Genomic DNA, 23,505 nt, shown 5'->3' on the forward strand with positions numbered 1-23,505 from the left:
TGCTGCCCATTGTCTTAGCCGCGCACCCGCGCCTCAAGCGGACAATTTGGGCGCTTCGCGCGACGATGACCGCTTGACCCGCGGGCCCGCGGCCTAAGAACTGGCAGCTATCAGGGGGACGGGGAAGAACCGGGCACAGCCCGTCGGATTCGTGCAGTTCGCCCGATTTGCGGCGTTGGCGTCTTGGGTGTGAGGCGCGTCCTGGGTGTGAGTCGCGCTGAAACGGCGAAACGGGCCCGGAAGCGCGCCTCACACCCAGGACGCGCGTCAGACCCAGGTTGGTAAGGCCGGGGTCCTGGTCTGCCGTTACGTCCTGGTCCCCAGTCACGCCTCGAGCGCCGAATCCGCCGTTTCGCGTAACGGCAGACCACGACGTAACGCCAGACCAGGACCCGCCCGTCGCCACACTCCCCCCGTCCCCCTGATAGCTGCCCGTTCTTAGACCGGGGACGTGCGGGTCAAGTCCAAGCCCCCAACACAGACCACCGCAACCAGCAGAGGCGCGGACTTGAGGCGCGCGTTCACGGCTAAGACGATGGGCAGCAGGGGGACGGCTAACTGGGCAAACCCCACGGCTAGCCGGCGGCGGGTACCACCGGCAACGGCTTCTCCAGCTCGGCGAGCGTGAGCAGGACCAGCGACGACGTCCAGGCGAGGGGGGCGACGGAGGCCGGGGTGGCCTCGGAGTCGACCTTCTCGGGCAGTGAGCCGAGCGGTGTGCGGTAGCTGTCGAGGAAGGTGAGCAGGCGGTCGGCGTCCTCGCGGTCGCCGTTGCCGGCCAGCGCGAGCGCCAGCAGCGCCGTCTCGGGCGTCCAGGCGACGTCGACGTCCTTGCGCCAGGCCTCGCCGGGGCGGTGGCCGCCGTTGGGGACCCGCAGCGCCAGTTCCGTCGCCCGCACCGCCTCGCTGACGTCCGGGGTCGACGGGGCGAACGGGGGCGCTAGGAAGGTCACCGCGGCGTCGGCACCGCCGTCGGGCAGGGTGCGCGGGTAGCCGTGGGCGCCGAACTCGCGCTCGACGGCCTCGTCGAGGCGGCGGGCGGCGTTGGTCCAGACGTACGGGTCCTCGACGCCGATGAGCGGCGCCAGCGCCAGGGCGGAGCGCAGGCCGAGCGAGAGCGGCGCCGCCACCCCGAGCGTCAGCTCCGTCTCCTCCTTCTCCCAGTAGTCCGACGACGGCTCAGGCAGGCCGTCGTCGCCGAGGGAGTCGACGATCGCGTTGGCCGAGGCGATGACGGCGGGACGCAGCTCCTCGAGCACCTCGGCGGCGACGTCGGGCTCGACCGTCCGCGACACCAGCCAGACCGCCCACAGCACCCAGCCGGCGCTGTCGAGCTGCTGCGGCCGGTCGTCGGGCGGGCCGGAGCCGTCGGCGAGGTACCGGGCCTCCCATTGGCCGTCGGCCGGCGCGACGCGGGCGAGGAAGCCGAGCACGTCGGCCGCCTCCTCGTCGTGCCCGGTGACGGCGTAGGCGGCGGCCGCGAACGAGGCGTCGCGGGGCCAGACGTGCCGCCAGGCGGTGATCGGGGCGGCCATCAGCGCGCCGGTCGGCGACGTCAGCGCGCGCAGGTCGAGGAGCGCGCGCTCGGACATCGCGTGGTAGCGGGTGCCGTGGCCGGGGATGTCGCCGTCGGCCAGCCAGCGCCGATCGTCGTCGATGCGGGCGGTGACGGCGGGGTCGGACCGGTCCTCGGTGCTGAGCACGCTGGTGCCGGGGACGAACGCGGCGCCGGACGCGGCCGGCACGGTGGCGACCGCGCCGCCCGGCTCGACCGTGACGCCGTCGGCCCGGAGCGGGAGGACGGTCCCGCGCGACGGGGCCATGCTGAGTGCGGCGATGATGAGGATCACCGCCGGAAGCCCAATGCGCCACCTGAGGCGGCGGGACGATCGCACGAAACCAGCGTACGTGGTCCAGACCATTCAGACGTTCCCGGCCAGGTCACGGTTCGGTCGCCACGCGTTCGCCCGCCGTTGGCGCCCGAGTCGGCGGCCGGGCGGCGAGGATGGTCGGGTGACCCCACCGGACTCCCGGCTCTCCCGGCGCCTCGGCACCGGCGACGCCGTCGCTGTCGGACTCGGCGCGATGATCGGCACCGGCGTCTTCGTCGCCTGGCAGCCGGCGGCGGAGGCCGCGGGCGCCTGGCTGCTCGCCGGCCTGGCCGTCGCCGCGTTCGTCGCCTTCTGCAACGCGATGTCGACGGCCCAGCTGGCCGCCGTCCACCCGCAGGCCGGCGGCGCCTACCACTACGGCCGGCTGCGGCTGGGCGACGCGTGGGGGGCGCTGGCGGGGTACGCGTTCGTGCTCGGGAAGTCGGCGTCCTGCGCGACGGCGGCGCTGGCGGTGGGTGAGTACCTGTGGCCGTCGTGGTCGGTGCCGGTCGCGCTGGCCGCGGTCGTGGTGGTGACGGCGGTCAACCTCGCCGGGGTGACGAAGACGGCGCGGGTGGGCGCGGTGCTGGTCGCCGTGGTCGTGGCGGTCCTGGCGGCGGTCGTCGTGACGGGGCTGGGCGGGGCAGGTGTGGCGCCGTCGTGGTCGGCCGGGCCCTCGTCGGGCGGGGTGCTGGGCGTGCTCGGCTCGGCGGCCGTGCTGTTCTACGCGTTCGCCGGGTACGCGCGCATCGCGACGCTGAGCGAGGAGGTCCGCGACCCGGGGTCGATCCCGCGGGCCGTCGTGGTGTCGCTGACGGCGGCGCTGGCGCTCTACGCGGTGGTCGGGCTGACGGTGCTGCTGGTGCTCGGCGCGTCCGGCACCGCGGCGTCGTCGCAGCCGCTGCGCGACGTGGCCGCGGCGGCCGGAGCCGGCTGGCTGGAGCCGGTCGTGGCGGCCGGCGCGGCGGTGGCGGCGCTCGGGGCGCTGCTGTCCCTGCAGGCGGGGGTCGGGCGGACGGCGTTCGCCATGGCGTCGTCGGGAGACCTGCCGGCCCGCCTGGCAGCAGTCCACCCCCGCCGCCACGTCCCCCACGTCGCCGAACTGGCCTCCGCCGTCGTGACGGTCTTGTTCGTGCTGATCGGCGACCTCGCCACGACCCTCGCGGCGAGCGCGTTCGCGGTGCTCGTGTACTACGCGGTCGCCAACGCCGCGTCGTGGCGGCTGTCGCCTGAGGAGCGCCGGTGGCCGCGCTGGCTGCCCGCGGCCGGGCTGGTGTCCTGCGTGCTGCTCGCGGTGTCGCTGCCCTGGCGCACCGTGCTGGCCGGCGCCGCCGTCCTCGCCGCCGTCATGCTGGTGCGCTGGCTGCTGCTCCGCCGCCGGGGCTAGGCGGGCCAGTCGATGGCGGCGCGGATCTCGCCGACCGGGTGGCCGCCGCCGAGGACGGGGGCGGAGGCGAGCTCGTCCAGCACGGGAGCGTCGACACCCAGGCGCCGGAGGGCGGCGACGAGGACGGGCATGCGGGCGCGGTAGCCGCCGTCGTCGATCTTGAGGGCGACGGCGCGGCCGTCGTCGAGGGCGGCGGCGAGGACGGACTCGGCGCCGCCCTTGGCGAACAGGCCGGGTAGGCCGCGGATCAGCTGCGCCTCGTCGCGCGTGGTGCCGCTGGTGTACTCGGGGTGCGCCTGGATCGCCTCCACCACCCGCCGGTCAGGCGTCCCTGACGGCGCCAGCGCGAGCGACCGGAACATCCGCGCCAGCCCGGTCAGCGGCACGGCGAACAGCGGCGCGCCGCAGCCGTCGACGCCGGTGTGGGCGACGGGAGCGCCGGCCAGCGAGCCGACGGTGTCGCGGATCGCCACCTGCAGCGGATGCGCCGGGTCCAGATAGCCGTCAGTCGGCCAGGAGTTGACGACGCAGGTCAGCAGCATCGCGGCGTGCTTGCCGGAGCAGTCGGCGGTCAGCGACGACGGCTCGCCGCCCTTGCGCACATAGTCGGCCATCGTCGTGTGGTCGATCGGGTAGCCCGGCGTGTTCCGCAGCGCCGACTCCTCCAGGCCGCCGAGCGCGAGGATGCGCCGCACACCGTCGACGTGCAGCGGCTCGCCGGAGTGGCTGGCCGCCGCGAGCGCCAGCAGCTCACCGTCCAGCGGCAGCCCCAGCCGGAGCATCGCGGCGGCCTGCGCCGGCTTGTTCGACGAGCGCGGGTACATCGGCGCGTCCACCTGGCCGGCGGTGAACGCCACCGACCCGTCGGCCGCCAGTGCGACAACCGAGCCACGGTGCCGCGACTCCACCAGCCCCGACCGGACCACCTCAGCCACCAGGACGGCGTCGCCCGCGTGCATGTCGTTCCTCGTTTCTCCGCGCAACAGGGTGCGACGATCCTGTCACGAGCCGCGCGCCGCCCCGGCAGTCAGATGGTGAAACCACCGTCCACCAGCACCGACGTGCCGGTGATGTAGCGGCTGTCGTCGCCGGCGAGATGTGCGACGGTGGCGGCGATCTCGGCCGGGTCGGCGTACCGGCCGAGCGCCGTGTGCGACCGGACGACGTCGGAGTACGGCCCGTCGGCCGGACTGAGGTCGGTGTCGGTGGGGCCGGGGTGCACGATGTTGGCCCGGATCCCCCGGCTGCCGAGATCGCGCGCCAGGCCCTTCGTCAGACCGGTCAGGGCGGTCTTGCTCATCGAGTACAGCCCGTAGCCGGGGAAGACGGTGCGCTCGGCGACCAGGCTGCCGATGGTCACGATGCTGCCGCCGCCGGTCATGTGCCGGGCCGCTGCCGTCGATGCGACGAACGGCGCCCGGACGTTCACCGCGATGGTGCGGTCGAACTCGTCCAGGCCGAGCTCCTCGATCGGCCCGACGGGGTAGCGCGCGGCGTTGTTGACCAGGATGTCGAGCCGGCCGAACCGGTCGGCGACGGTGTCGACGGCGGCCCTCAGCGCGGCCGCGTCGGCGCTGTCGACCCGCAGGGCGAGCGCGCGCCGTCCGGCCTCCTCGACCGCGGCGACCACCTTGTCGGCGGCCGCGGTGTCCGCGAGATAGGTGAAGGCGACGTCGGCACCGTCCTCGGCCAGCCGGCGGACCACCGCCGCGCCGATGCCCCTGCTACCGCCGATGACCATGGCCGCCCTGCCGTCGAGCCCGGTTCTCGTCTGCGTGTTCATGTCTCCATCGTCCGCTCGCGGGGACCGCGATGCTGGCGGCTATCGGCCGCCGCGTCGGCGCCTGGACGCGCGTGCGACGATGCGGACATGCGAGCGGTCGTGCAGCGGGTGACGTCGGCGTCGGTCTCGGTCGGCGGCGAGGTCGTCGGCGCCATCGAACCGGACGGGCAGGGGCTGCTGGTGCTCGTCGGCGTGACCCACGACGACAGCCCGGACAGCGCCGCCAAGCTGGCCCACAAGGTGTGGGGCCTGCGCATCCTCGCCGACGAGCGGTCCGCGTCCGACGCCGGCGCGCCGATCCTCGTCGTCAGCCAGTTCACGCTCTATGCCGACACCGCGAAGGGCCGCCGCCCGTCGTGGGGCGCGGCGGCGCCGGGACCGGTGTCCGAGCCGCTCGTCGACGAGTTCGTCGCCGCGCTGCGCGAGCTCGGCGCGCCCGTCGAGACCGGCGTCTTCGGCGCGGACATGCAGGTCAGCCTGGTCAACGACGGCCCGGTGACACTCATCCTCGAGACCTGAAGGGCACCCCATGATCATCGTGACCGGTGGCAGCGGCCAAGCCGGCCGGGCCTGCGTCGCCGACCTGGCGGCACACGGCTACGACGTCGCCTCGGTGGACCTCGCGCCGCCGGCCGACCCGTCGGTCCGGCACAGCCGCGTCGACCTCACCGACTACGGGCAGACGGTGGCGGCGTTCGCGGGCATCGACGACCGCATCGGCGGCGTGACGGGCATCGTGCACCTGGCCGCGATCCGCGCGCCCGGGCTGGCGCCGAACCCCGTCACGTTCTCCGTCAACACGCTGAGCACCTACAACGTGTTCGAAGCGGCCCGGCAGCTGGACATCAAGAACGTCGTGTGGGCGTCCAGCGAGACGGTGCTCGGGCTGCCGTTCGACACCCCGCCGCCGTACGTGCCGGTCGACGAGGAGTACCCGGGCCGGCCGGAGTCGGCGTACTCGCTGTCGAAGCTGGTCGGCGAGACGATGGCCGAGCAGTTCTGCCGGTGGGACCCTGAGCGCAAGATCATCGGGCTGCGGCTGTCGAACGTCATGGACCCCGAGGACTACGCGCGGTTCCCGTCCTTCCAGGACGACGCGCTGAAGCGCAAGTGGAACCTGTGGGGCTACATCGACGCCCGCGACGCGGCGCAGGCGATCAGGCTGGCGCTGGAGGCGCCGCTGACCGGCGCCGACGTGTTCGTCATCGCCAACGCCGACACCGTCATGGAGCGGCCGAACGGCGAGCTGCTCGACGAGGTCTACCCGGGCGTCCAACGGCGGCGCGACGTCGGCGAGCACGACACGCTGCTGGCGATCGACAAGGCCCGCCGCGTGCTCGGCTACGAGCCCCAGTACAGCTGGCGTCAGCGCAGTTGAGCCCGTACGTGCAGGCCGGCCTCGGGGTCGACGACGACCTCCTGCGCCGCGGCGACCCCGCCGGCCAGCAGTTGGGCGTCGACCGGGGTGTTCCGCTTGACGACGGCGAGCGCGACGGGGCCCAGCTCGTGGTGGCGGGCGGCCGAGCCGACGGTGCCGACGGTGCGGCCGTCCAGCTCGACGGGGGCGCCGTGCTCGGGCAGCGTGTCGACGGAGCCGTCGAGGTGCAGCAGCACCAGCCGCCGCGGCGGCCGGCCGAGCGTGTGCACCCGGGCGACGGTCTCCTGGCCGCGGTAGCAGCCCTTGTCCATGTGGACGGCAGTGCCGATCCAGCCGACCTCGTGCGGGATGGTGCGGTCGTCGGTGTCGAGGCCCTGGCGGGGCTCGCGCGCCTCGATGCGCAGCGCCTCGTGGGCCCAGACGCCGGCCGGCTCGGTGACGTACGCGGCCAGCTCGGCGCGCGGGACGAACACGTCGCGGCCGCGCACGGTGACCCGGCTCAGGTGCGCGGCCGCCGGCTCCGTCGCCGGCTCCCACACGACGGCGTACTCGTCCGTCACGTCGGTGATCTCGACCTGGGACCAGAACTTCATCTTCTCCAGGAAGTCGCGCAGCGGTTCGGCCGACGACCGCTCCAGGTGGAACCAGAACGCCTCGCCGTCGTCGACGCCGTACAGCGCGTGCTCGACCCGGCCGTTCGCGTCGAGGAACAGAGCGGACGTGGCCCGGTGCGGCTCGAGGTGCTCGACGTGCTGGGTGAGCATCTGGTGCAGCCAGGTGAGCCGCTCAGGGCCGCTGACCCGCAGGACGCCACGGTGGGAGAGGTCGACCGCGCCCTCGCCGGCGACGAGGCGGCGCTGCTCGCGGAACGGGTCGCCGTAGTGCGCGGCGACGCCCTCGTCGGGCTCGGTGGCCTCGACGGCCCCCGGCCGGTCCAGCAGCGGGCTGCGGTAGACGTCCATACCCCCATCCAACACCGCGAACGGGCGAACTAGTCCCTCGCCTCGGTGGCGCCGGTGACCCGCTTGAGCTCGGCGGACAGGTGCGGCTGCAGCTCGTGGCCCATGGCCGACATCTCGTAGACGTACATGAGCGCGCCGTCGACCAGCCCGTACAGCCGGTGACCGGTGCGGTAGTCCTTGGCGGTCTCGGTCTTCAGGACGCCGCGCGTGGCCAGCTCGACGCGGGCCGGCTCCGTCTGCCCGATGTAGATCTCGACGAACCCGGTCGGGTGCGTGAGCAGCACCTCGATCTCGTCGTCCTGCTGCGGCCGCCAGTACCCGGTCTCGCGCGCCGCCGGCTTCACCAGGTTGCCGTCCTCGTCGAGGATCCAGCTGCGACTGCGGTACGACAGGAACGGCTTGTCCGGCACGTAGCTGAACTCGACCTCCTGGCCGAACCGGAACGCCTCGATCGTCGGGTAGTCGCCGAGGCCGGCGCCCTCCCAGCGGCCCAGCAGCCAGGCGATCGGCAGGCAGGCCGGGTGGAGGTCGTCCGGGATCTCGATCAAGCCTGACCCTTGAACAGCTTGTAGACCACGAGCACGCCCATGAGCCCGGCGGCGATCGTGACCAGGACGAGAATGCTGGTGAAGACGAGTTCAAGCACGCGCCGAGTCTAGCCCGGCGGCAGCAGGTCCATTGCCGCGGTTCCGGCCGGGAACTCGACCGGCAGCGAGACGTGTTCGTGGGCGATCAGCCAGGCGCCGGACTCCCGGCGCAGGGTGTCGGTCGCGCGGACCCAGTAGCCGACCTCGGTCCCGGTCGTCAGCGTGCCGCTGGTCCGGATCAGCATGTGCGCCGCCGCGACGTCGCCGCCCGCCGCGACGTGCACGTCGCGGACGTCCTGCCCGATCGGGCTCGACCAGCGGGTGAACCAGTCGGCGAACCGCTTCCGCAGCGCGTCGATCCCGGCGTAGTAAAGCGGCGGTACGAGGTCGAAGTAGACGACGTCCTGGCTGTAGAAGGCGAGCAGCCGGTCGAGGTCCCTCGCCGTGATGGCCTCGGAGCGGTCGTCCAGCAGCGCCCTGATCTCGGTGGTGTCCATACCCCTACGACGACGCGGCCCACCGGGATGTCAGGCTGAGTCCATGGAGCGACGTCTCGTGGTCAAGGTCACCGCCGGATCGGACGCACCGGAACGGTGCTCGCAGGCTTTCACGGTCGCGACGACGGCGCTCGCGGCGGGCGCGACGGTGTCGCTGTGGCTGACCGGCGAGTCGGCGTGGTTCGCGCTGCCCGGCCGGGCCGCCGAGTTCGAGCTGCCGCACGCCGCGCCGCTGCCCGACCTGCTGGACGCGCTGCTGGCCGGCGGGACGGTCACGCTGTGCACCCAGTGCGCGGCCCGCCGCGGCATCGGCCCCGACGACGTCATCGACGGCGTGCGCATCGCCGGCGCCCCGACCTTCGTCGAGGAGATCATGGCCGACGGCGTCCAAGCCCTCGTCTACTGAAGAGCTGAGCAGCAGAAACCCCGGCGCGGGAACCCAGTGAGTGAGAAAGCGCGCCGGGGTCTGGCCGGGATCGACGGTGTTAGCAGCACCTTCCCCAGCCACAATCAGCGTACCGCCGTTGACGGCTGATTGACCAGCTGTCATCCTGAAAGGCTAACTACATCGGGCACCCGCCCGGCGTAGCCCCGAAGTGGGCTACCGGGCGGGCTGTTAGCAGCGGCTCACCGGTGGCTCTCGAGAGAGAGGTAACCCAGTGAGTGGCGCTGACAGGGACGAACGCACCACGTTGGCCAGGCTTCGACAGTTGCGTCAACACACCGAGGTCATCGGCCAGATCCTGAGGGATCTTTGGCCGGGTCTCGTGGGAACGTTCTCCGTCCTGGGTGTCGCCCTGCACCAGGTCGTCGCGCTGCTGAGGTAGCAGGCGACCCGTAGGGAGCGAAACGGGGCCGGCGAGTGCCGGCCCCGTTCGCGCGTGATCATTCAACCGTTGAATTCCTCAGCCGACGTGGACCTCGACGTCGGTGATGCCGACGTCGGCGACGACCGAGCGGTCGACCGTCGCGGCACCCGGCGCCAGCGTGCGCAGGGTCCAGGTGCCGGGCGCGGCGAAGAACCGGAACTGGCCGGTGGCGCTGGTCGGGACCTCGGCGGTGAACTCGCCGGTCGCGTCGAGCAGCCGCACGTAGGCGCCCGCGAGCGGCGCGTCGTCACGCTGGACGACGCCCTGGATGACGGTTTCCTTGGTCACGTCGACCCCTTCCAACGACACTCCGCCAGTGGTGGCTCCGCACATGCCGCTCAGACCTTCCCGGGCTCGTCACCGAGGGCGACCGGGACGCCGACCAGCGAGCCGTACTCGGTCCACGAACCGTCGTAGTTCTTGACGTTCTGGATGCCGAGGATCTCGCGCAGCACGAACCACGTGTGCGACGAGCGCTCGCCGATGCGGCAGTAGGCGATGGTGTCCTTGCCGAAGTCGACGCCGACCTCGCCGTACAGGGCGCGCAGCTCGTCGTCGGAGCGGAAGGTGCCGTCGTCGTTGGCCGCCTTGCTCCACGGGACGTTCGCCGCGGTCGGGATGTGGCCCGGGACCTGCGACACCTCCTGCGGCAGGTGGGCCGGGGCGAGCAGCCGGCCGGCGTACTCGTCGGGCGAGCGGACGTCGACCAGGTTCTGCGCGCCGATAGCGGCGACGACCTCGTCGCGGAAGGCGCGGATCGTGTTGTCCGGGGCCTGCGCCGTGTACGTCGTGCCCTGGCGGGACGGGACGGCGTCGACGAGCTCGCGGCTCTCCAGCTCCCAGATCTTCCGGCCGCCGTCGAGCAGGCGGACGTCGTTGTGCCCATAGACCTTGAAGTACCAATATGCGTATGCGGCGAACCAGTTGTTGTTGCCGCCGTACAGCACGACGGTGTCGTCGTTGGCGATGCCGAGGCCACTGAGCAGCGCCTCGAACTGCTCCTTGGTCACGAAGTCACGGCGGACCGGGTCGCGCAGGTCGGTCGACCAGTTGACCTTCACCGCACCGCGGATGTGGTTCTTGTCGTAGGCGGCGGTGTCCTCGTCGACCTCGACGAGCACCACCTTCGGGTTGTCGAGGTTCTGCTCGACCCAGTCGGCCGAGACGAGGCTGGACTCGCGGCTCATGACGCGACCTCCGTGGTGTTGGGTTGGGATGGGAACAGACGCCGGTAGGCGAGGTAGATCTCGCAGCCCAGGCAGAAGCCGAAGGCGGCGTTGAGGAACGCCGCGGCCAGCGCGGCCGCGACGGCGACGTACGCGACGACGGTCAGCCCGGTGGCGAAGGCGATGACGCCGGCGACGGCGAACACCAGCCCGACGGCCTGGGCGAACCGCGGCGGCGCGGCGTCTTCGAGCTCGCCGGGCGGACCGAGCCGGGGCCGGACGAGCTTCGCGTACAGCAGCCCGTACGGCGCCCGCGGCAGCCCGAGCAGCGCTCCGGCCGCGAACACCAGGCCCTGGACGGCCAGCAGCCAGGCGCTGCCGGTGACCAGGACGACCGCGAGCACGACGGTGGTGAGCGCGGCCGCGAACCGGGGACCCCTGGGGTCGATGCGAGTCGGCATGGTCCTCCTGACGTGGACGAGACGGGATGAGTCGTCAGGAACGGCGCGGCCGAGCGAACGCGCGGGCGGGACCGTTCCCCGTCAGGGCAGACAGAGCATGGACGCGGCGCGACCGAAGTCGATGGCGCGGCGCTTCCAGAGCTCTGTGCGGAACATGGGCACGAGCGTACGGCCACGAAACACCGTCGTCACCGGTCGTATCAAATAACGAGATCTGCCGTCTCGGGATCCGGCCAAATCAGACAGGAAGCGCCGCACGGACGTCGGCCAGCCGCGGCGCGCCGGTGGCCCGGCGGACGATCCGGCCGCTGCCGTCGAGCACCAGTGTGGTGGGTGTGCGCAGGATGTTCAGCCGGCGGACGAGGTCGAGGTGGTGCTCGGCGTCGATCTCGACGTGGACGACACCGTCGGTGTCGGCGGCGACGTGCCTCAGCGTCGCCCGGGCCGCCCGGCACGGCTGGCAGAACGCCGTCGAGAACTGCACCAGCGTGGCCCGTTCGCCCAGCGCCGCGCCCAGTTCGTCGGGGCCCAGCAGGTCGTCCACCCTCGCCTCCGTCACCCGGCCGTCGCGGGCCCGCCGCCACAGCCCGAACGCCGTGGCGGCCGCGAGCACGGCGACGACGACCACCAGTCCTGTCACACCGGGGACAACGCGCCCGCCACGCCGGTCGATTCCCACCGGAACGGACTGATTCAGCTGACGAAGATGCGGCCCAGCACGTAGGCGACCGGCGCGGCCGCGACGAACGGCAGGCTGACCCGCAGCGGCAGGAACGCACTGGCGCCGCGCGGCAGCGGCGCGGGCTCGGCGCCGGCACCTGGGCCGGCCTCGGCCCCCGGGCCGGCCGCAGGGTCGCCGCCCACGCGCACCGCGACCGGTGCGGGCTGCGGCGTGAACTCGTCGGCCAGCCGGTCGACGGCGGCGAACGCGACGGCCGCCAGCAGGCCGGCGAACGTGGCGACGACGACGGCGCTGACGGCGGGCACGGCCTCGCTCACCCAGTCGGTGGTGAGCACCAGCGCACCGGCGCCCAGCGCGGCCAGCAGCACGCCGACGAGCCGGCCGACCGCCCGCGACATCGGCAGCGACTCGGCCAGCCCGACCGCGCCGACGCCCAGCAGCGCCAGGCCGACCGGGTACTCGCCGTCGTGGGACTCGCGCAGCGCCAGCAACGCGACCGGCAGCACCGCCAGTACGCACGCGGTGACCGACAGGGCCAGCGACGTCGTCAGCCCGGCCCGGCCGTCGCGCCGCAGCAACTGGACCACGATGGACGCCACCAGCGTCGGGCCCAGCAGCGCCGCCATGGGCGTGAGGTCGGAGCTGCCCTCGGACCACGTCCACCCGAGCGCGCCCAGCCCGGCCATCAGCGCGATTCCGGCCGACCAGCGCGCCGCACCGGCCCGCGCCGCGGCCACGCCGCCGAGCGTGAAGATCACGATGACCAGGGCGAGGCCACCGGCCAGGAGGGTGCTCCCCGATGCCGAGGCGAGCGCCAGCACACCGGCAAGGGCGGCGACGGCCAGCGAGGCATGAACGGAGGGCACCTTTGAATGCTTGCAGACGCGGACCGCCCACCCACGCCGAAATGACAACAACTCCACAACAGTCCGGCCGACCCCGAGGCACGGCGTGATCTCGGTCTCGCCCACTGGACGCGGCCCCGTCCCCTACGGTATATGGCACATCGTTCCACGTGAACGGGCACACCGCGCAGGTCATAGAGAGGACCCTTGGATATGAGCAACACACGCGGCCGCCGCCTCGCGGCGCTGCTGGCCGTCGCCGCGGTCGCCCTGACGGCGTGCGGCGACGACTCGGATCCGTCGGCTGAGGAGACCAGCACCGAGGCTGCGAGCGAGGCGCCGACGGACGAACCGTCCACCCCGGAGGAGACCACGCCGGAGTTCAGCTGCCCGCCGGAGCTCGGCGAGCGGCTGCCCGAGGGCCTGGACCCGGACGCGTGCTGGTCCCACCCCGACCTGGAGCGCCCGGCGCTGATCGACGGCACCGTGTTCGCCCTCGAGCCCGACGCCTCCGACCCCACGACGGATCGCCACATCATCGCGCTCGACGCCGAGACCGGTGAGCGGCTGTGGAAGTCCGAGGTGCTGCCCGGCGAGGTGTCGGCGCTGCGGGCCACCGAGGTCGACGGCGCGCCCGGCGTCGCCGTCGTGGTCACCGAGAACGACTCCGGCGACGCGCTGACCGAGGCGTCGGCGGCCTGGGGCTACCTGGCCTGGCCGGCCGACGCGGGTGGCGACGAGGGCGGCGACGCCGGCAGCGCGGATCCCGGCTTCGAGGCCGAGGTGCACATCACCGCGCCTCAGTCCGAGGTCGCGGCGACGGACGTCTACTGGACCGACCAGGGTGTTCTGGCCGGTGACCAGTTCCTCGCGCCGGACGCCAGCGAGTTCACCACGGTGAACCGCGACCCGGAGCCGATGCTCGTGGGCGACTACGACCTGGAGGAGACCTTCACCGGGGCGTCCGGCGACCTGCTGCTCTCCTACGTCCGCGGCGTCGCCTGGCTGCCCGACGGCCCGTCGGACGGCGAGACCTACGTCGGCTGGCTGGCCCGCACCGCCGACGGCGCCGAGGCATGGAACGCGGTGACGTCGACCCCCAACGAGGAGGACAGCCTGTTCGGCGAGGGCCCCAGCCAGTTCGCCATCATCGTCGGGTCGTATCTGCTCACCATCACCCCGACCGACGAAAACTACACGGCGTTCGAGCTGAGCTGGCTCGACGCCGCCACGCACGCGCCCGCCACGCCGGCCCCGGCCGACCTCGAAGGCGCCGAGCCGACCGTCGTCGTGACCGACATCATGGCCGACCCCACCGCACTGCTGTCGCCTGACGGGCGCCACCTGTTCGCCTCGTGGTCGACGCTGGCGCTGGTCATCGACATCGAGTCCGGAGCGGTCACGCGCGTGCCGACCGACTTCGACGTCTACGGCACGGCGATCGACGACCAGACGTTCTTCGGCTCGACCGAGAACGGGTCGCTGACGATCGACCTGGCCAGCGGCGAGGCGGCGGCGATCGAGGCGCCGCGGCAGCCCTTCGACGCCGTCGACGGCGACTACGGAATAGCGGTCCTGGAGGGCGCGGTGGGCGAGACGTACTACCTGGTCGGCGGCCGCCGCACGGCCGCGGAATAGAACGGCAGCGGGCTGCTCCCGCCGGCGAACGGCGGGAGCAGCTCGATCGCCGCGCCCTCGCGCAGGACGACGGTGGCGGGGTCGCGCGACCCAGCGGGGGTGCCGTCGACGACGACGGCGCAGATGTCCAGGACGGCGGCGAAGCGGGGGCTGTCGCGGTGCGCCGAGCGGGCCTCCGCCAGTGCTTCGGCGAGCGTGCCGGCGTCGACGACCTCCGCGGGGATGCCCGCCGCCGCGCGGATGGCGGCCCAGTACCTCAGCGTCACCTTCGCCATGAGAACCTCATCGCGGCGCCATTTTCAGGGGACCGCAGCGTCACCTTCGCCATCAGGACATCATGCCCGCACGGGCTCGACCGCGAGAGTGTGCTCGTCGAGCCAGGCGCCGATGCGCGTCACCAGTCCTTCGGTGGCGCCGGCCTCGGCGTGCCCGAAACCGCGCTCCAGCCAGAGCGTCGCCTCAGGCGCGGCGGCGTGCACCTGCCAGGCGTGGTGCACCGGGAAGTAGTCGTCCTTGTCGCCGTGCACCACCAGCAGCGGGACGTCCAGCTCGGCCGCCGCCGCCCGCGCGTCGATCGGGTCGGGCGTCGACCAGCCGGACGGCGAGACCCGGGTGCGGCGCAGCAGCCGCAGCAGCATGCGGCCCGGCTTGGTGAGGATCAGCTTGAGCAGCGTCCGCATAGCGGCCGTGCCGCGGTAGTGCCACTCGCCCGGGACGCTGACGGCGGCCACCGCGCCGACGCCGCGGTGCAGCGCGCCGTGCCGGACCGCGACCGCGGAGCCCAGCGAGAACCCGAGCGTCGCGACCCGCCGGTAGCCGAGGGCGCGCGCCCAGCTCACCGCGGCGTCCATGTCGAGCACCTCGCGCCAGCCCAGCGTCGAGTGGCCGTGGGACCGGCCGTGCCCGCGCAGGTCGAGCAGGACGACCGACGTGTGTTCGCTCAGCCAGCCGCAGATGCGCTTCATCTGCGGGCTGCGCGAGCTCTGGGTGAAGCCGTGCGCGACGACGACCGCGAGGTCGCCGCTGCCGCCGTCGCGGCGCGGGAAGTAGCGGGCATGCAGCAGCGTCCCGTCGGCCGCCTGCAGGCGGCGCGAGTGTCCGGAACGTTTCGGCGAAGCGTCCGGTCGGGGTTCTGTGTCTGCCCCAGACATGTCGAGGTCCGGCATATCAGCTATTCTCTCTCACCAAGGGACCTGGGCGATGATGCCGGCAGGTCCCTTCTGCGTTCGCGGGACCCGCGGGATCCCGGCCGACTGGAGGTCGCGACATGGCAACCATCGTCCTGCTGACCAACTCGCTGCAGCCCTCGGCGGAGGTGCTGCCAGCCCTCGGGTTCCTGCTGCACGACGTCCGGGTGCTCCCGGCTGAGGCGTCCGCGCTGGTCGACGCGCCCACCGGCGACGTCGTGGCGGTCGACGCGCGCCGCGACCTCTCCCAGGCTCGCGGCCTCACCCGGCTCATCCGCACCACCGGAATCGACGTCCCGCTGATGGCGATCGTCACCGAGGGCGGGCTGGCCGCCGTCACCGCCGAGTGGGGCATCGACGACGTCCTGCTCGACTCCGCCGGCCCGGCCGAGGTCGAGGCGCGGCTGCGGCTCGCGCAGGGCCGGCTGGCCGCGGCCGGCGACGACGCGCCCGACGAGATCCGCTCTGGCGACCTCGTCATCGACGAGGCCACGTACACCGCGAAGGTGGCCCGGCGCACGCTCGACCTCACGTACAAGGAGTTCGAGCTGCTCAAGTTCCTCGCGCAGCATCCGGGCCGGGTGTTCACCCGCGCTCAGCTCCTTCAAGAGGTCTGGGGTTACGACTACTTCGGTGGTACCCGCACGGTCGACGTCCATGTGCGGCGGCTGCGGGCCAAGCTCGGCGCCGACCACGAGTCGCTGATCGGCACGGTCCGCAACGTCGGCTATCGGTTCGTCCCTCCTCAGCAGGGCCGCTCGGGGCGCCCGGCGGCCAGCGTTCCGTTTCCTGAGGCCGACGTCCCCGCCGACGTCCCCACCCGGGTCGTCGACCGCGACGGCATGAGCATCACGCTGTCCGACTGAGCCGATAGGGTCGGCGGATGGCCGACTATGTGACCGTAGGACCCGCCCGCACCTGGTACGACCGGCGGGGTGACGGCGCTCCCCTCGTGCTGCTGCACGGCGGCCTGGTCGACGCGCGCTGGTTCGAGCCCAACCTCGACGCGCTGGCCGAGCGGTTCACCGTCTACACGCCCGACCTGCGTGGCCACGGCCACACCGCCGACGTCGACGGCCCGCTGACGTTCCAGGCCTTCACCGACGACATGATCACGTTCCTCGAGCAGGTCGTCGACGGCCCGGCCGACGTGCTCGGGCACAGCATGGGCGCGTTCGTGTGGCTGCAGGTCGCGCTGCAGCGGCCCGACCTGGTTAACCGGCTGGTGCTGATCAGCGGCGGGTTCAGCAAAGAGGGCGAAGCCGTCCCCGACGCCCCCTGGGACGTCGACCTGCTCGAGCAGTTCCTCGGCCCGGCCTACGCCGAGATCTCCCCCGACGGCGCCGAGCACTTCCGTGTCGTCGCCACCAAGGTGGGCGAGCTGGCGCAGCGCGAGCCGCACCTGCCGGTCGGCGAGGTGGCGAAGGTCCCGCACCGCACCCTGCTCATGCTCGCCGACGACGACATCGTCACGCTGCCGCACCTGGTCCAGATGTACGGCGCGATGCCCAACGCCGAGCTGGCGGTCGTGCCGGGCACGTCGCACTTCCTGACGCAGGAGAAGCCCGAGCTCGTCAACGCACTGGTACTGGACTTCCTCACGAAGGACCCGGTGCCCACGGTCGCGCCGGTCCGCCGCGCCCCGGTCGCCGGCTGACCTGGTCGCCGGCTGACATGGCCGCCACCTTCACCCCGGCCGAGATCGCCGAGGTCACGGCGCTGGCCGACCGCGCCCGCGCCTCCGACGGCGTCGCCCCCTTCTCCGACGACCTGTTCCCCGCCGCACGCTCCGGCGAGACGACGGTCGCGCTCACCGTCCACGCCGACGCCGACTCAGGCTCCGGTGGCGGTGCGTTGACGGGTGCTGCGTACGCGGCCCGGCAGGGCGACCGGCTGGCCGCCGAGCTGGTCGTGGACCCCGCCCGGCGTCGGCGCGGGCTGGGCGGCGCGCTACTGGCGGAGCTGCTGGCCGCCGCACCCGGCGAGCTGTGGCTGTGGTCGCACGGCGATCATCCGGCGGCCGCGGCACTGGCCCGGCGGCACGGGCTGGTGCGGGCTCGCGAGCTGCTCCAGTTGCGCCGCCGGATCGCTCCCGGGGCGCTGCCCGAGCCGCGGCTGCCCGACGGCGTCCGGCTGCGGCCGTTCCAGCCCGGCCGCGACGAGGCGGCATGGCTCGAGGTCAACAACGCCGCGTTCTCCTGGCACCCCGAGCAGGGCGGCCAGACCCTCGACGACATCCGGTCCGCGGAAGCGGCGCCCGACTTCGACCCGGCCGGCTTCCTGCTCGCCGTCGACGCCGACGACCGAGTGCTCGGGTTCCACTGGACCAAGGTGCACCCGCACGACCCGAACCCCGGCCGAGACACGCTTTCCAGTCGAGGACGCGAGTCGAATGGTCCTGGCGGCTCGGCGGACGAGCCGCTCGGCGAGGTGTACGTGCTCGGTGTCGCGCCCGCGGCGCACGGACGCGGGCTCGGCGGCGCATTGACCACCGCCGGGCTGCGATACCTGGCCGACGTCGCCGGCGTCCGGACCGTCACCCTGTACGTCGAGGGCGACAACACCGCCGCGGTCCGCCTGTACGAACGCGAGGGCTTCACCCGCCACGCCGTGGATGTCGCCTACCGCCGCGACTGACCGCGTCTGCGTCCAGCTCGTGATCATCCAGGTTCTGGGGTGTGATCACGCCCCGAAACCTGGATGATCATGGGGCCGTCGCGCCAGCGCGCGGCGGGCGGCTACTCGCGCAGGCCGATGGCGTCGACCGGACGGAGGCGCATGGCGGCGCGGGCCGGGACGCCGATGGCGAGGAAGCCGAGCAGCGCGGTCCCGAGCACGATGCCGGCGAAGCCGGCCGGCGAGATCGACGGCAGCGGCGACTCGGTGAGGCCGATGCTGACGCCGACCAGCGGCGGCAGTGCGACCAGCAGGCCGACCGCGACCGACACCACGACGATGACGGCCGCCTCGACCCGCATCATCGCGAGCACGTGCCGCCGGCCGGCGCCGGCCAGGCGGAGCAGGGCGAACTCGCGGGTCCGCTCGGCCGTGGCCATGACCAGCGTGTTCACCACCGACACCGCCAGGTAGGCGAGCAGCGCGAGGATCGCGACCAGCGTGGTGGACGACTCCGTCGCCCGCTCCGCCGAGCCGGCCGCGCTCAGGTCGGCGCCGGTGCCGGCGACCAGTCCCGGGTGCTCCGCGGCCACCTGCGCGACCGTGTCGGCGTCGCCGCCGCCGATCAGCACCCAGCTGTCCTGTCCGGTCGTGGTGTGCGCCGCCAGCTGGTCGTGCGGCAGCGTGACGTCGCCGAAGCCCAGGCCGCGGCCGTAGATGGCGACCACCGTCGGCGAGATCTCGGTGCCGTCGCCGAGCACGAGGTCGACCGTCTCGCCGACGGACGCGCCGAACGTCGCGGAGCCGGTGCGGCTCAGCGCCACCGTGCCGTCGCGCAGCTCGCCGAGGTCGCCCTCGCGCACCTCGAGGTCGAGGGTGCGCTCCAGCCCGCGGGGGTCGAGCCCCTGGGCGGCGTACGCCTCCTGGGTCGGCTCGCCGAGCTCGTCGTAGCGGACGACGATCTCGCTGTGCACGACCGGCGTGACGGTGGCGTCGTCGCCGAGCTCGGAGCGCAGCTCGTCGGTCACCGCCGCGCCCACTCCGCCGTCCTGACCGGTGACCACGTGGTCGGCCACGACGCCGTCGACCGCCTGGCGGCCGGCCGCGGCCGCCAGCGTGCTCTGGCTGAACACCTGGACGGACACGAACGCGACCGCGAGCACGATGGGGGTGACGGCGGCGGCGAGCCGGCGCGAGTTGGCCCGCATGTTCGCCGTGGCGAGGTAGCCGTGCACCGGCGACAGCCGCCGCACCGGCCCGCCCAGCAACCCGGCCGCGGCGCCCAGCACCCGCGGCCCGAGCAGCGCCACGCCGACGGCCAGCAGGAGGGCGCCCATGACCGCGCCGGCCACCCCCACCATGCCCGGCACCAGCAGCGGGATGCCCGACGACGCGAACCCGAGCAGGATCAGCAGCACGCCGGAGATGACCCGGCCGGCACCCAGCCGCGGCTCCTCGACGGCGCTCTCGCCCAGCGCCTCGACCGGGTTGAGCCGAGCCGGTCGCCTGGCCGCCACCCACCCCGCCAGCCGCGCAGTGACCAGGCACAGTACGACGGCGGCCAGACCCGGCACCGGGCTCATGGCCAGCTGGAAGTCGGCGGGCAACAGCCCGGACCCGGCGAACGCCCGGCCCAGCGCCACCGCCGCCAAATACCCGGGCACGGCGCCGAGCACCGCGGCGGTCGTCGAGATGAGCATGACCTCGGCGCCGACCAGGCGCCGGACCTGTTTGCGCGTGGCGCCGACGGCCCGCAGCAGGGCGAACTCGCGCCGCCGCTGCTGGATGGACAGCGCCAAGGTGCCGGCCACGACGAACATCGCGATCAGCACCGTCGTGCCGGCCAGCGACGCCGCCAGGACCGTCAGCTCGCCGCGGGCCTGGCCGATGTCGAAGAACTCGACGTGGCCGCGGGCGTCGCCGGTGTACGTACGCAGGTCGGGCACAGCCTCGGCGATGCGGTCGGCCAGCGCCGACGCGGACTCGCCGTCGGCGGCGACCACGCCGACCGCGTCCCACCGGTCCGGAGCCCCGGCCAGCTCGCCGGCCCGCTCGTCGGTCAAGAAGACCGCCAACTCGCGGGCGTCGTCGCCGTCGGCCCGCGACACCAGGCCGGTGACCGTGTAGTCAGCCGCGACCCCGCCGACGGCCAGCTCGACGTGGTCGCCGGCGCCGAGGCCGAGATCGGCCGCGAGGTCCTGCTCGAGCGCCACCTCGTCAGAACGCCCCGGCGCGGCGCCGCCCTCGGCGACCGTGAACGGCGTCAGCGCCGCCGCCGACCAGCCGTGCCCGGCCACCGGCCGCGACGAGTCGGCCACCGCGCCGTCGGCGACCACGCTCACCGGCACGCCGATGTCGCCGGCCGCGGACTCGACCCCGGGCACGTCGGCGACCGCACCCACGACGTCACCAGGCAGCCGGACCCGCTCGGACAGCGCGAAGTCGGTGTCCTCGACGACCGGCAGCGCCTGCACGCCGCTGACCACGACGTCGGCGCCGGCGTAGCGCTGCGGCGGCAGCCCGCCGCGGACCCCGGACTCGACCAGCACGCCCAGCGCCGTCACCAGCACCGAGGCGAGCAGCACGGCGAGGAACGCGCCCACGAACCCGGCCTTGCGCCCCTTGATGGTCTTGCGGGCGATGTCGCGCAGACTTCCCGTCGCGCTGCCGCACTGCGCGGGCCCGCTCACCACGCCCCCAGCCTCGTCATGCGCTCGGCGACCAGCTCGGCCGTCGGCGCCTCCATGACACCGGTGAGCCGGCCGTCGGCCAGGAACAGCACGCGGTCGGCGAACGACGCCGCGACCGGGTCGTGCGTGACCATGATGACCGTCTGACCGCCCTCGACGACGATCTGGCGCATCAGTTCGAGCACCTGGCGCCCGGTGCGGGTGTCGAGCGCGCCGGTGGGCTCGTCGGCGAACACCGCGTCGGGCTGCGTGACCAGCGCCCGGGCGATGGCGACGCGTTGCTGCTGACCGCCGGAGAGCTGGGCCGGACGGCGCTGCAGGTACTCGCCCAGCCCGACCGACCCGGCCACCCGGGCGATCCAGTCGCGGTCGATCGCGCGACCGGCCAGCCGCAGCGGCAGCGACACGTTGTCCTCGACCGTCAGCGACGACAGCAGGTTGTAGGCCTGGAAGACGAAGCCGATGCGGTCGCGGCGGACGACGGTCAGCTCGTCGTCGGACAGCGCGGACAGCTCGGTGTCGCCCAGCCGGACCGTGCCGGACGTCGGGCGGTCGAGGCCGGCCGCGCAGTGCAGGAACGTGCTCTTGCCGGACCCGGACGGGCCCATGACCGCGGTGAAGCTGCCGGTGGCGAGGTCGACCCCGACCTCGCGCAGCGCCGTCACGCGGTTCTCGCCGGTGCCGTAGACCTTGGTCACGGCGTCGAGCCGGATCGCGGGAGCCGTCATGGTGTGCACGTCGTTCCTCCTCATCAGGACCTGTGAACGACGCTATTGAGCGGGGAGCGCTGGAACGATCCCGCTGACTCCCGGATCGATGGTGGTGCTGGGTATACCGCGTCGCGGCGGCCGCTCAGGCATGCTGAATGCCAGGCCAATGCCCACCGGCGAGGTCCAAGGCAGCGGAGAGTCCCACGAGCAAGGGAACCAAGATGATCGGCAGAGTGCGCGCGGCGGCCGGTGACACCCGGCGTGCATTGCCGTTCCTGCTGCGCGGCCTGGCCAGCTCCGCGGTGGCACTGGTCCTGCTGATCCGGGTGCTGCTGGTGGCCGTGTTCACGATGATCGGCGTGGGCTGGCTGGCCATCCCGTCGACAGTGCGGTCGGTGCGCCGCTGGGCCGCCGGCGAGCGCCGCCGGGTCGCCGGCTACACCGGCCGCCCGGTCCCGCCGCCGTACGACCCGCCGGCCGAACCCGACGCGCTCGGCGCGCACGGCGCGCCCGGCGGGCCCGCCGTCCCGGCCAGGGAGCTGCTGGCCGAGCCGGCCACCCGGCGCGACCTCGGCTGGCTCGCGTTCCACGGTCTCACCGGCCTGGTCGTCGGCCTCCTGGCGCTGCTCCTGCCGCTGAGCGTGGTCAACGCCGCCGTGGTCCCGGTGTACTGGTGGGCGGTGCCCAGCGACGAGCCGGTCCAGTCGCCCTACCCTGTGACCTCCTGGCTCGGCGCGCTCGGCATGCTGCCGCTCGGCCTCGGCTGGCTCGTGCTGACCCTGCTGCTGGTGCCGCTGATGGCCCGGTGGCAGGCCGGCGCGGCCCGCGGGTTGCTGCGGCCGACCCGCGACGCCAGGCTGAGCGAGCGGGTCACCGAGCTGACGGCCACTCGTGCGGCCGCGCTGGAGGCGCACGGCGCGGAGCTGCGGCGCATCGAGCGCGACCTGCACGACGGCACCCAGAACCGCCTGGTCGGCGTCATCATGCACCTGGGCATCGCCGAGCGGGCGCTGCGCCGCGACCCGCAGTCCGCGCTCCCGCTGCTGCTCAAGGCGCAGAACCAGGCCGCCGACGCGCTGGGCGAGCTGCGCGACGTCGTCCGCAGCATCTACCCGCCGGTGCTGGCCGAGCGGGGGCTCGACGGCGCGCTGGCGGCGTTGGCCGCCCGCTGCCCGGTACCGTGCACGCTGCGCGCCGGCGGGCTGCGCCGGCTGCCCGCGGCGCTCGAGGCCGCCGCGTACTTCGTCGTCGCCGAGGCGCTGACCAACACCGCGAAGCACAGCGGCGCCGAGCAGGTCGAGGTGACGGTGACGCTGCGGCCACCGCCCGAGCCGGGTGACGAGGAGGCAGTGGTGATCGAGGTCCGCGACGACGGCCACGGCGGCGCCGACGAGTCCGGCGGCAGCGGGCTGGCCGGCATCCGCCGCCGGGTCGCCGCGTTCGACGGCAGCACCGAGGTGACCAGCCCCGCCGGCGGGCCGACGGTCGTGCGGGCGGTGATCCCGTGCGCGTCGTGATCGCCGAGGACGACACCCTGCTCCGCGAGGGTCTGGTGCTGCTGCTGGGCACCGAGGGCATCGAGGTGGCTGCCGCCGTCGACAACGCCGACGACTTCCTCGCCGCCGTGAGCGCCGAGCGGCCCGACGCCGCCGTCGTCGACGTCCGCCTGCCGCCCGGCTTCACCGACGAGGGCATCGCCGCGGCCGCGGCCGCCCGGCGCGAACGGCCCGGCCTGCCCGTCCTCGTGCTGTCCGCGTACGTCGAGGACAGCTACGCCACCGAGCTGCTGGCCGGCGGCGCCGACGGCGTCGGCTACCTGCTCAAGGAGCGCGTCGGCAAGGTCGAGCAGTTCCTCGACGCGCTGCACCGGGTGGTCGCCGGCGGCACCGTCATGGACCCCGAAGTGGTGTCGCAGCTCATGGTCCGGCGCCGCTCCGACGACCCCGTCCGCACCCTCACCCCGCGCGAGCGCGAGGTACTGGCGCTGATGGCCGAGGGCCTGGCCAACCCCGACATCGCCGACCGGCTCGTCGTCACCGAGACCGCGGTCAGCAAGCACATCCGCAACATCTTCGCCAAGCTCGGCCTGGCCCAGGGCGACACCGGCCACCGCCGCGTCCTCGCCGTGCTCGCCTACCTGCGGTCCTGACGGCGGTCGCCCTCGCGGCGAATCCGA

At 73.5% G+C, this 23,505-nt stretch carries 25 protein-coding genes; 10 read left to right on the forward strand and 15 right to left on the reverse strand.

The window, feature by feature from the left end; all coding sequences use genetic code 11:
* Positions 1 to 575 precede the first annotated feature (575 nt).
* Entirely contained in the window at positions 576 to 1,850 is a 1,275-nt protein-coding gene (locus BLV05_RS00630) for a glycoside hydrolase family 15 protein (RefSeq protein WP_052762364.1), read from the reverse strand.
* Positions 1,851 to 2,013: 163 nt separating this feature from the next.
* On the opposite strand from BLV05_RS00630, the gene BLV05_RS00635 reads away from it, so the two are divergent.
* Positions 2,014 to 3,258 (forward strand): APC family permease, encoded by a 1,245-nt coding sequence (locus tag BLV05_RS00635; protein WP_046768289.1) that lies wholly within the window; start codon positions 2,014 to 2,016, stop codon positions 3,256 to 3,258.
* Here BLV05_RS00635 and BLV05_RS00640 read toward each other — a convergent pair.
* Positions 3,255 to 4,217: an asparaginase gene (locus BLV05_RS00640; protein WP_046768290.1), complete on the reverse strand. Its 963-nt coding sequence runs from the start codon at positions 4,215 to 4,217 to the stop codon at positions 3,255 to 3,257. The genes BLV05_RS00635 and BLV05_RS00640 overlap by 4 nt on opposite strands.
* A gap of 68 nt (positions 4,218 to 4,285) precedes the next feature.
* On the reverse strand, positions 4,286 to 5,041 hold the full coding sequence (locus BLV05_RS00645; RefSeq protein WP_046768291.1) for an SDR family NAD(P)-dependent oxidoreductase: 756 nt from the start codon (positions 5,039 to 5,041) through the stop codon (positions 4,286 to 4,288).
* A gap of 87 nt (positions 5,042 to 5,128) precedes the next feature.
* Between BLV05_RS00645 and dtd the strand changes: the two genes are divergently transcribed.
* The gene (gene dtd / locus BLV05_RS00650; RefSeq protein WP_046768292.1) at positions 5,129 to 5,560 is read left to right on the forward strand and encodes a D-aminoacyl-tRNA deacylase; all 432 of its coding nucleotides are present in this window, start codon (positions 5,129 to 5,131) and stop codon (positions 5,558 to 5,560) included.
* Between the two features lie 10 nt (positions 5,561 to 5,570).
* Positions 5,571 to 6,419 carry an NAD-dependent epimerase/dehydratase family protein gene (locus BLV05_RS00655; protein ID WP_046768293.1) on the forward strand — a complete coding sequence of 283 codons (849 nt, stop codon included), beginning with the start codon at positions 5,571 to 5,573 and terminating at the stop codon, positions 6,417 to 6,419.
* Here BLV05_RS00655 and ygfZ read toward each other — a convergent pair.
* The 3 genes from ygfZ to BLV05_RS00670 all read right to left on the reverse strand — a co-directional run bounded on the left by ygfZ (position 6,407) and on the right by BLV05_RS00670 (position 8,465).
* Positions 6,407 to 7,381, reverse strand: coding sequence for a CAF17-like 4Fe-4S cluster assembly/insertion protein YgfZ (gene ygfZ, locus BLV05_RS00660; RefSeq protein ID WP_046768294.1), 975 nt, complete (start codon positions 7,379 to 7,381; stop codon positions 6,407 to 6,409). The two genes, BLV05_RS00655 and ygfZ, sit on opposite strands and share 13 nt — an antisense overlap.
* A gap of 29 nt (positions 7,382 to 7,410) precedes the next feature.
* Positions 7,411 to 7,929: an FABP family protein gene (locus BLV05_RS00665; RefSeq protein ID WP_046768295.1), complete on the reverse strand. Its 519-nt coding sequence runs from the start codon at positions 7,927 to 7,929 to the stop codon at positions 7,411 to 7,413.
* A 107-nt stretch (positions 7,930 to 8,036) separates the two neighbouring features.
* Positions 8,037 to 8,465: a YybH family protein gene (locus tag BLV05_RS00670; RefSeq protein ID WP_046768296.1), complete on the reverse strand. Its 429-nt coding sequence runs from the start codon at positions 8,463 to 8,465 to the stop codon at positions 8,037 to 8,039.
* Positions 8,466 to 8,508: 43 nt separating this feature from the next.
* Between BLV05_RS00670 and BLV05_RS00675 the strand changes: the two genes are divergently transcribed.
* The gene (locus BLV05_RS00675) at positions 8,509 to 8,871 is read left to right on the forward strand and encodes a DsrE family protein (protein ID WP_046768297.1); all 363 of its coding nucleotides are present in this window, start codon (positions 8,509 to 8,511) and stop codon (positions 8,869 to 8,871) included.
* A gap of 499 nt (positions 8,872 to 9,370) precedes the next feature.
* On the opposite strand, the gene BLV05_RS00680 is transcribed toward BLV05_RS00675, so the two are convergent.
* From BLV05_RS00680 to BLV05_RS37450, 5 genes are all read right to left on the reverse strand, one after another.
* Complete coding sequence (locus tag BLV05_RS00680; protein ID WP_046768298.1) at positions 9,371 to 9,667, reverse strand: DUF1416 domain-containing protein; 297 nt, start codon at positions 9,665 to 9,667, stop codon at positions 9,371 to 9,373.
* A gap of 5 nt (positions 9,668 to 9,672) precedes the next feature.
* Complete coding sequence (locus BLV05_RS00685; RefSeq protein WP_046768299.1) at positions 9,673 to 10,521, reverse strand: sulfurtransferase; 849 nt, start codon at positions 10,519 to 10,521, stop codon at positions 9,673 to 9,675.
* On the reverse strand, positions 10,518 to 10,961 hold the full coding sequence (locus BLV05_RS00690; RefSeq protein WP_046768300.1) for a DUF4395 domain-containing protein: 444 nt from the start codon (positions 10,959 to 10,961) through the stop codon (positions 10,518 to 10,520). Before BLV05_RS00690 ends, BLV05_RS00685 begins: the two co-directional genes overlap by 4 nt.
* Before the next feature lie 238 nt (positions 10,962 to 11,199).
* On the reverse strand, positions 11,200 to 11,601 hold the full coding sequence (locus BLV05_RS37445; protein WP_046768301.1) for a thioredoxin family protein: 402 nt from the start codon (positions 11,599 to 11,601) through the stop codon (positions 11,200 to 11,202).
* A gap of 53 nt (positions 11,602 to 11,654) precedes the next feature.
* Positions 11,655 to 12,509, reverse strand: a complete 855-nt coding sequence (locus BLV05_RS37450; RefSeq protein WP_152690704.1) for a hypothetical protein — start codon at positions 12,507 to 12,509, stop codon at positions 11,655 to 11,657.
* A gap of 192 nt (positions 12,510 to 12,701) precedes the next feature.
* Here BLV05_RS37450 and BLV05_RS00705 point away from each other — a divergent pair, with 192 nt between their 5' ends.
* A complete protein-coding gene (locus BLV05_RS00705; RefSeq protein WP_046768303.1) occupies positions 12,702 to 14,126 on the forward strand; it encodes a TolB-like translocation protein in 1,425 nt (474 codons plus the stop codon).
* Here the strand turns inward: BLV05_RS00705 and BLV05_RS00710 are convergent.
* Together BLV05_RS00710 and BLV05_RS00715 are read right to left on the reverse strand one after the other, a co-directional pair.
* Positions 14,090 to 14,401: a MoaD/ThiS family protein gene (locus BLV05_RS00710; RefSeq protein WP_046768304.1), complete on the reverse strand. Its 312-nt coding sequence runs from the start codon at positions 14,399 to 14,401 to the stop codon at positions 14,090 to 14,092. The genes BLV05_RS00705 and BLV05_RS00710 overlap by 37 nt on opposite strands.
* A 60-nt stretch (positions 14,402 to 14,461) precedes the next feature.
* Entirely contained in the window at positions 14,462 to 15,277 is an 816-nt protein-coding gene (locus BLV05_RS00715; RefSeq protein WP_197683484.1) for an alpha/beta hydrolase, read from the reverse strand.
* A 116-nt stretch (positions 15,278 to 15,393) separates the two neighbouring features.
* Between BLV05_RS00715 and BLV05_RS38370 the strand changes: the two genes are divergently transcribed.
* The 3 genes from BLV05_RS38370 to mshD are packed head-to-tail and all read left to right on the forward strand — an operon-like array spanning position 15,394 to position 17,950.
* The gene (locus tag BLV05_RS38370; protein ID WP_082155154.1) at positions 15,394 to 16,179 is read left to right on the forward strand and encodes a response regulator transcription factor; all 786 of its coding nucleotides are present in this window, start codon (positions 15,394 to 15,396) and stop codon (positions 16,177 to 16,179) included.
* A gap of 17 nt (positions 16,180 to 16,196) precedes the next feature.
* Positions 16,197 to 16,970 (forward strand): alpha/beta fold hydrolase, encoded by a 774-nt coding sequence (locus tag BLV05_RS00725; protein ID WP_046768305.1) that lies wholly within the window; start codon positions 16,197 to 16,199, stop codon positions 16,968 to 16,970.
* A gap of 17 nt (positions 16,971 to 16,987) precedes the next feature.
* Positions 16,988 to 17,950, forward strand: a complete 963-nt coding sequence (mshD, locus tag BLV05_RS00730) for a mycothiol synthase (RefSeq protein WP_046768306.1) — start codon at positions 16,988 to 16,990, stop codon at positions 17,948 to 17,950.
* A 101-nt stretch (positions 17,951 to 18,051) separates the two neighbouring features.
* On the opposite strand, the gene BLV05_RS00735 is transcribed toward mshD, so the two are convergent.
* Positions 18,052 to 20,622 (reverse strand): ABC transporter permease, encoded by a 2,571-nt coding sequence (locus BLV05_RS00735; RefSeq protein ID WP_197683485.1) that lies wholly within the window; start codon positions 20,620 to 20,622, stop codon positions 18,052 to 18,054.
* Positions 20,616 to 21,371 (reverse strand): ABC transporter ATP-binding protein, encoded by a 756-nt coding sequence (locus tag BLV05_RS00740; RefSeq protein ID WP_046768307.1) that lies wholly within the window; start codon positions 21,369 to 21,371, stop codon positions 20,616 to 20,618. Before BLV05_RS00740 ends, BLV05_RS00735 begins: the two co-directional genes overlap by 7 nt.
* A 179-nt stretch (positions 21,372 to 21,550) precedes the next feature.
* On the opposite strand from BLV05_RS00740, the gene BLV05_RS00745 reads away from it, so the two are divergent.
* Together BLV05_RS00745 and BLV05_RS00750 are read left to right on the forward strand one after the other, a co-directional pair.
* Positions 21,551 to 22,846 (forward strand): sensor histidine kinase, encoded by a 1,296-nt coding sequence (locus tag BLV05_RS00745; protein WP_046768308.1) that lies wholly within the window; start codon positions 21,551 to 21,553, stop codon positions 22,844 to 22,846.
* Positions 22,834 to 23,478 carry a response regulator gene (locus BLV05_RS00750; RefSeq protein ID WP_046768309.1) on the forward strand — a complete coding sequence of 215 codons (645 nt, stop codon included), beginning with the start codon at positions 22,834 to 22,836 and terminating at the stop codon, positions 23,476 to 23,478. Before BLV05_RS00745 ends, BLV05_RS00750 begins: the two co-directional genes overlap by 13 nt.
* The last annotated feature ends 27 nt before the right edge of the window (positions 23,479 to 23,505 follow it).

The organism is Jiangella alkaliphila, assembly GCF_900105925.1.
Lineage (GTDB): Bacteria > Actinomycetota > Actinomycetes > Jiangellales > Jiangellaceae > Jiangella > Jiangella alkaliphila.

Excerpts from the sequence above, each read along its gene's own strand:
- BLV05_RS00640 (WP_046768290.1), bottom strand. The coding sequence starts at position 4,217 with ATGCACGCGGGCGACGCCGTCCTGGTGGCTGAGGTGGTCCGGTCGGGG.
- BLV05_RS00645 (WP_046768291.1), bottom strand. The coding sequence starts at position 5,041 with ATGAACACGCAGACGAGAACCGGGCTCGACGGCAGGGCGGCCATGGTC.
- dtd (WP_046768292.1), top strand. The coding sequence starts at position 5,129 with ATGCGAGCGGTCGTGCAGCGGGTGACGTCGGCGTCGGTCTCGGTCGGC.
- BLV05_RS00655 (WP_046768293.1), top strand. The coding sequence starts at position 5,571 with ATGATCATCGTGACCGGTGGCAGCGGCCAAGCCGGCCGGGCCTGCGTC.
- ygfZ (WP_046768294.1), bottom strand. The coding sequence starts at position 7,381 with ATGGACGTCTACCGCAGCCCGCTGCTGGACCGGCCGGGGGCCGTCGAG.
- BLV05_RS00670 (WP_046768296.1), bottom strand. The coding sequence starts at position 8,465 with ATGGACACCACCGAGATCAGGGCGCTGCTGGACGACCGCTCCGAGGCC.
- BLV05_RS00675 (WP_046768297.1), top strand. The coding sequence starts at position 8,509 with ATGGAGCGACGTCTCGTGGTCAAGGTCACCGCCGGATCGGACGCACCG.
- BLV05_RS00680 (WP_046768298.1), bottom strand. The coding sequence starts at position 9,667 with ATGTGCGGAGCCACCACTGGCGGAGTGTCGTTGGAAGGGGTCGACGTG.
- BLV05_RS00685 (WP_046768299.1), bottom strand. The coding sequence starts at position 10,521 with ATGAGCCGCGAGTCCAGCCTCGTCTCGGCCGACTGGGTCGAGCAGAAC.
- BLV05_RS00690 (WP_046768300.1), bottom strand. The coding sequence starts at position 10,961 with ATGCCGACTCGCATCGACCCCAGGGGTCCCCGGTTCGCGGCCGCGCTC.
- BLV05_RS00705 (WP_046768303.1), top strand. The coding sequence starts at position 12,702 with ATGAGCAACACACGCGGCCGCCGCCTCGCGGCGCTGCTGGCCGTCGCC.
- BLV05_RS00710 (WP_046768304.1), bottom strand. The coding sequence starts at position 14,401 with ATGGCGAAGGTGACGCTGAGGTACTGGGCCGCCATCCGCGCGGCGGCG.
- BLV05_RS00715 (WP_197683484.1), bottom strand. The coding sequence starts at position 15,277 with ATGTCTGGGGCAGACACAGAACCCCGACCGGACGCTTCGCCGAAACGT.
- BLV05_RS38370 (WP_082155154.1), top strand. The coding sequence starts at position 15,394 with ATGGCAACCATCGTCCTGCTGACCAACTCGCTGCAGCCCTCGGCGGAG.
- BLV05_RS00725 (WP_046768305.1), top strand. The coding sequence starts at position 16,197 with ATGGCCGACTATGTGACCGTAGGACCCGCCCGCACCTGGTACGACCGG.
- mshD (WP_046768306.1), top strand. The coding sequence starts at position 16,988 with ATGGCCGCCACCTTCACCCCGGCCGAGATCGCCGAGGTCACGGCGCTG.
- BLV05_RS00740 (WP_046768307.1), bottom strand. The coding sequence starts at position 21,371 with ATGAGGAGGAACGACGTGCACACCATGACGGCTCCCGCGATCCGGCTC.
- BLV05_RS00745 (WP_046768308.1), top strand. The coding sequence starts at position 21,551 with ATGATCGGCAGAGTGCGCGCGGCGGCCGGTGACACCCGGCGTGCATTG.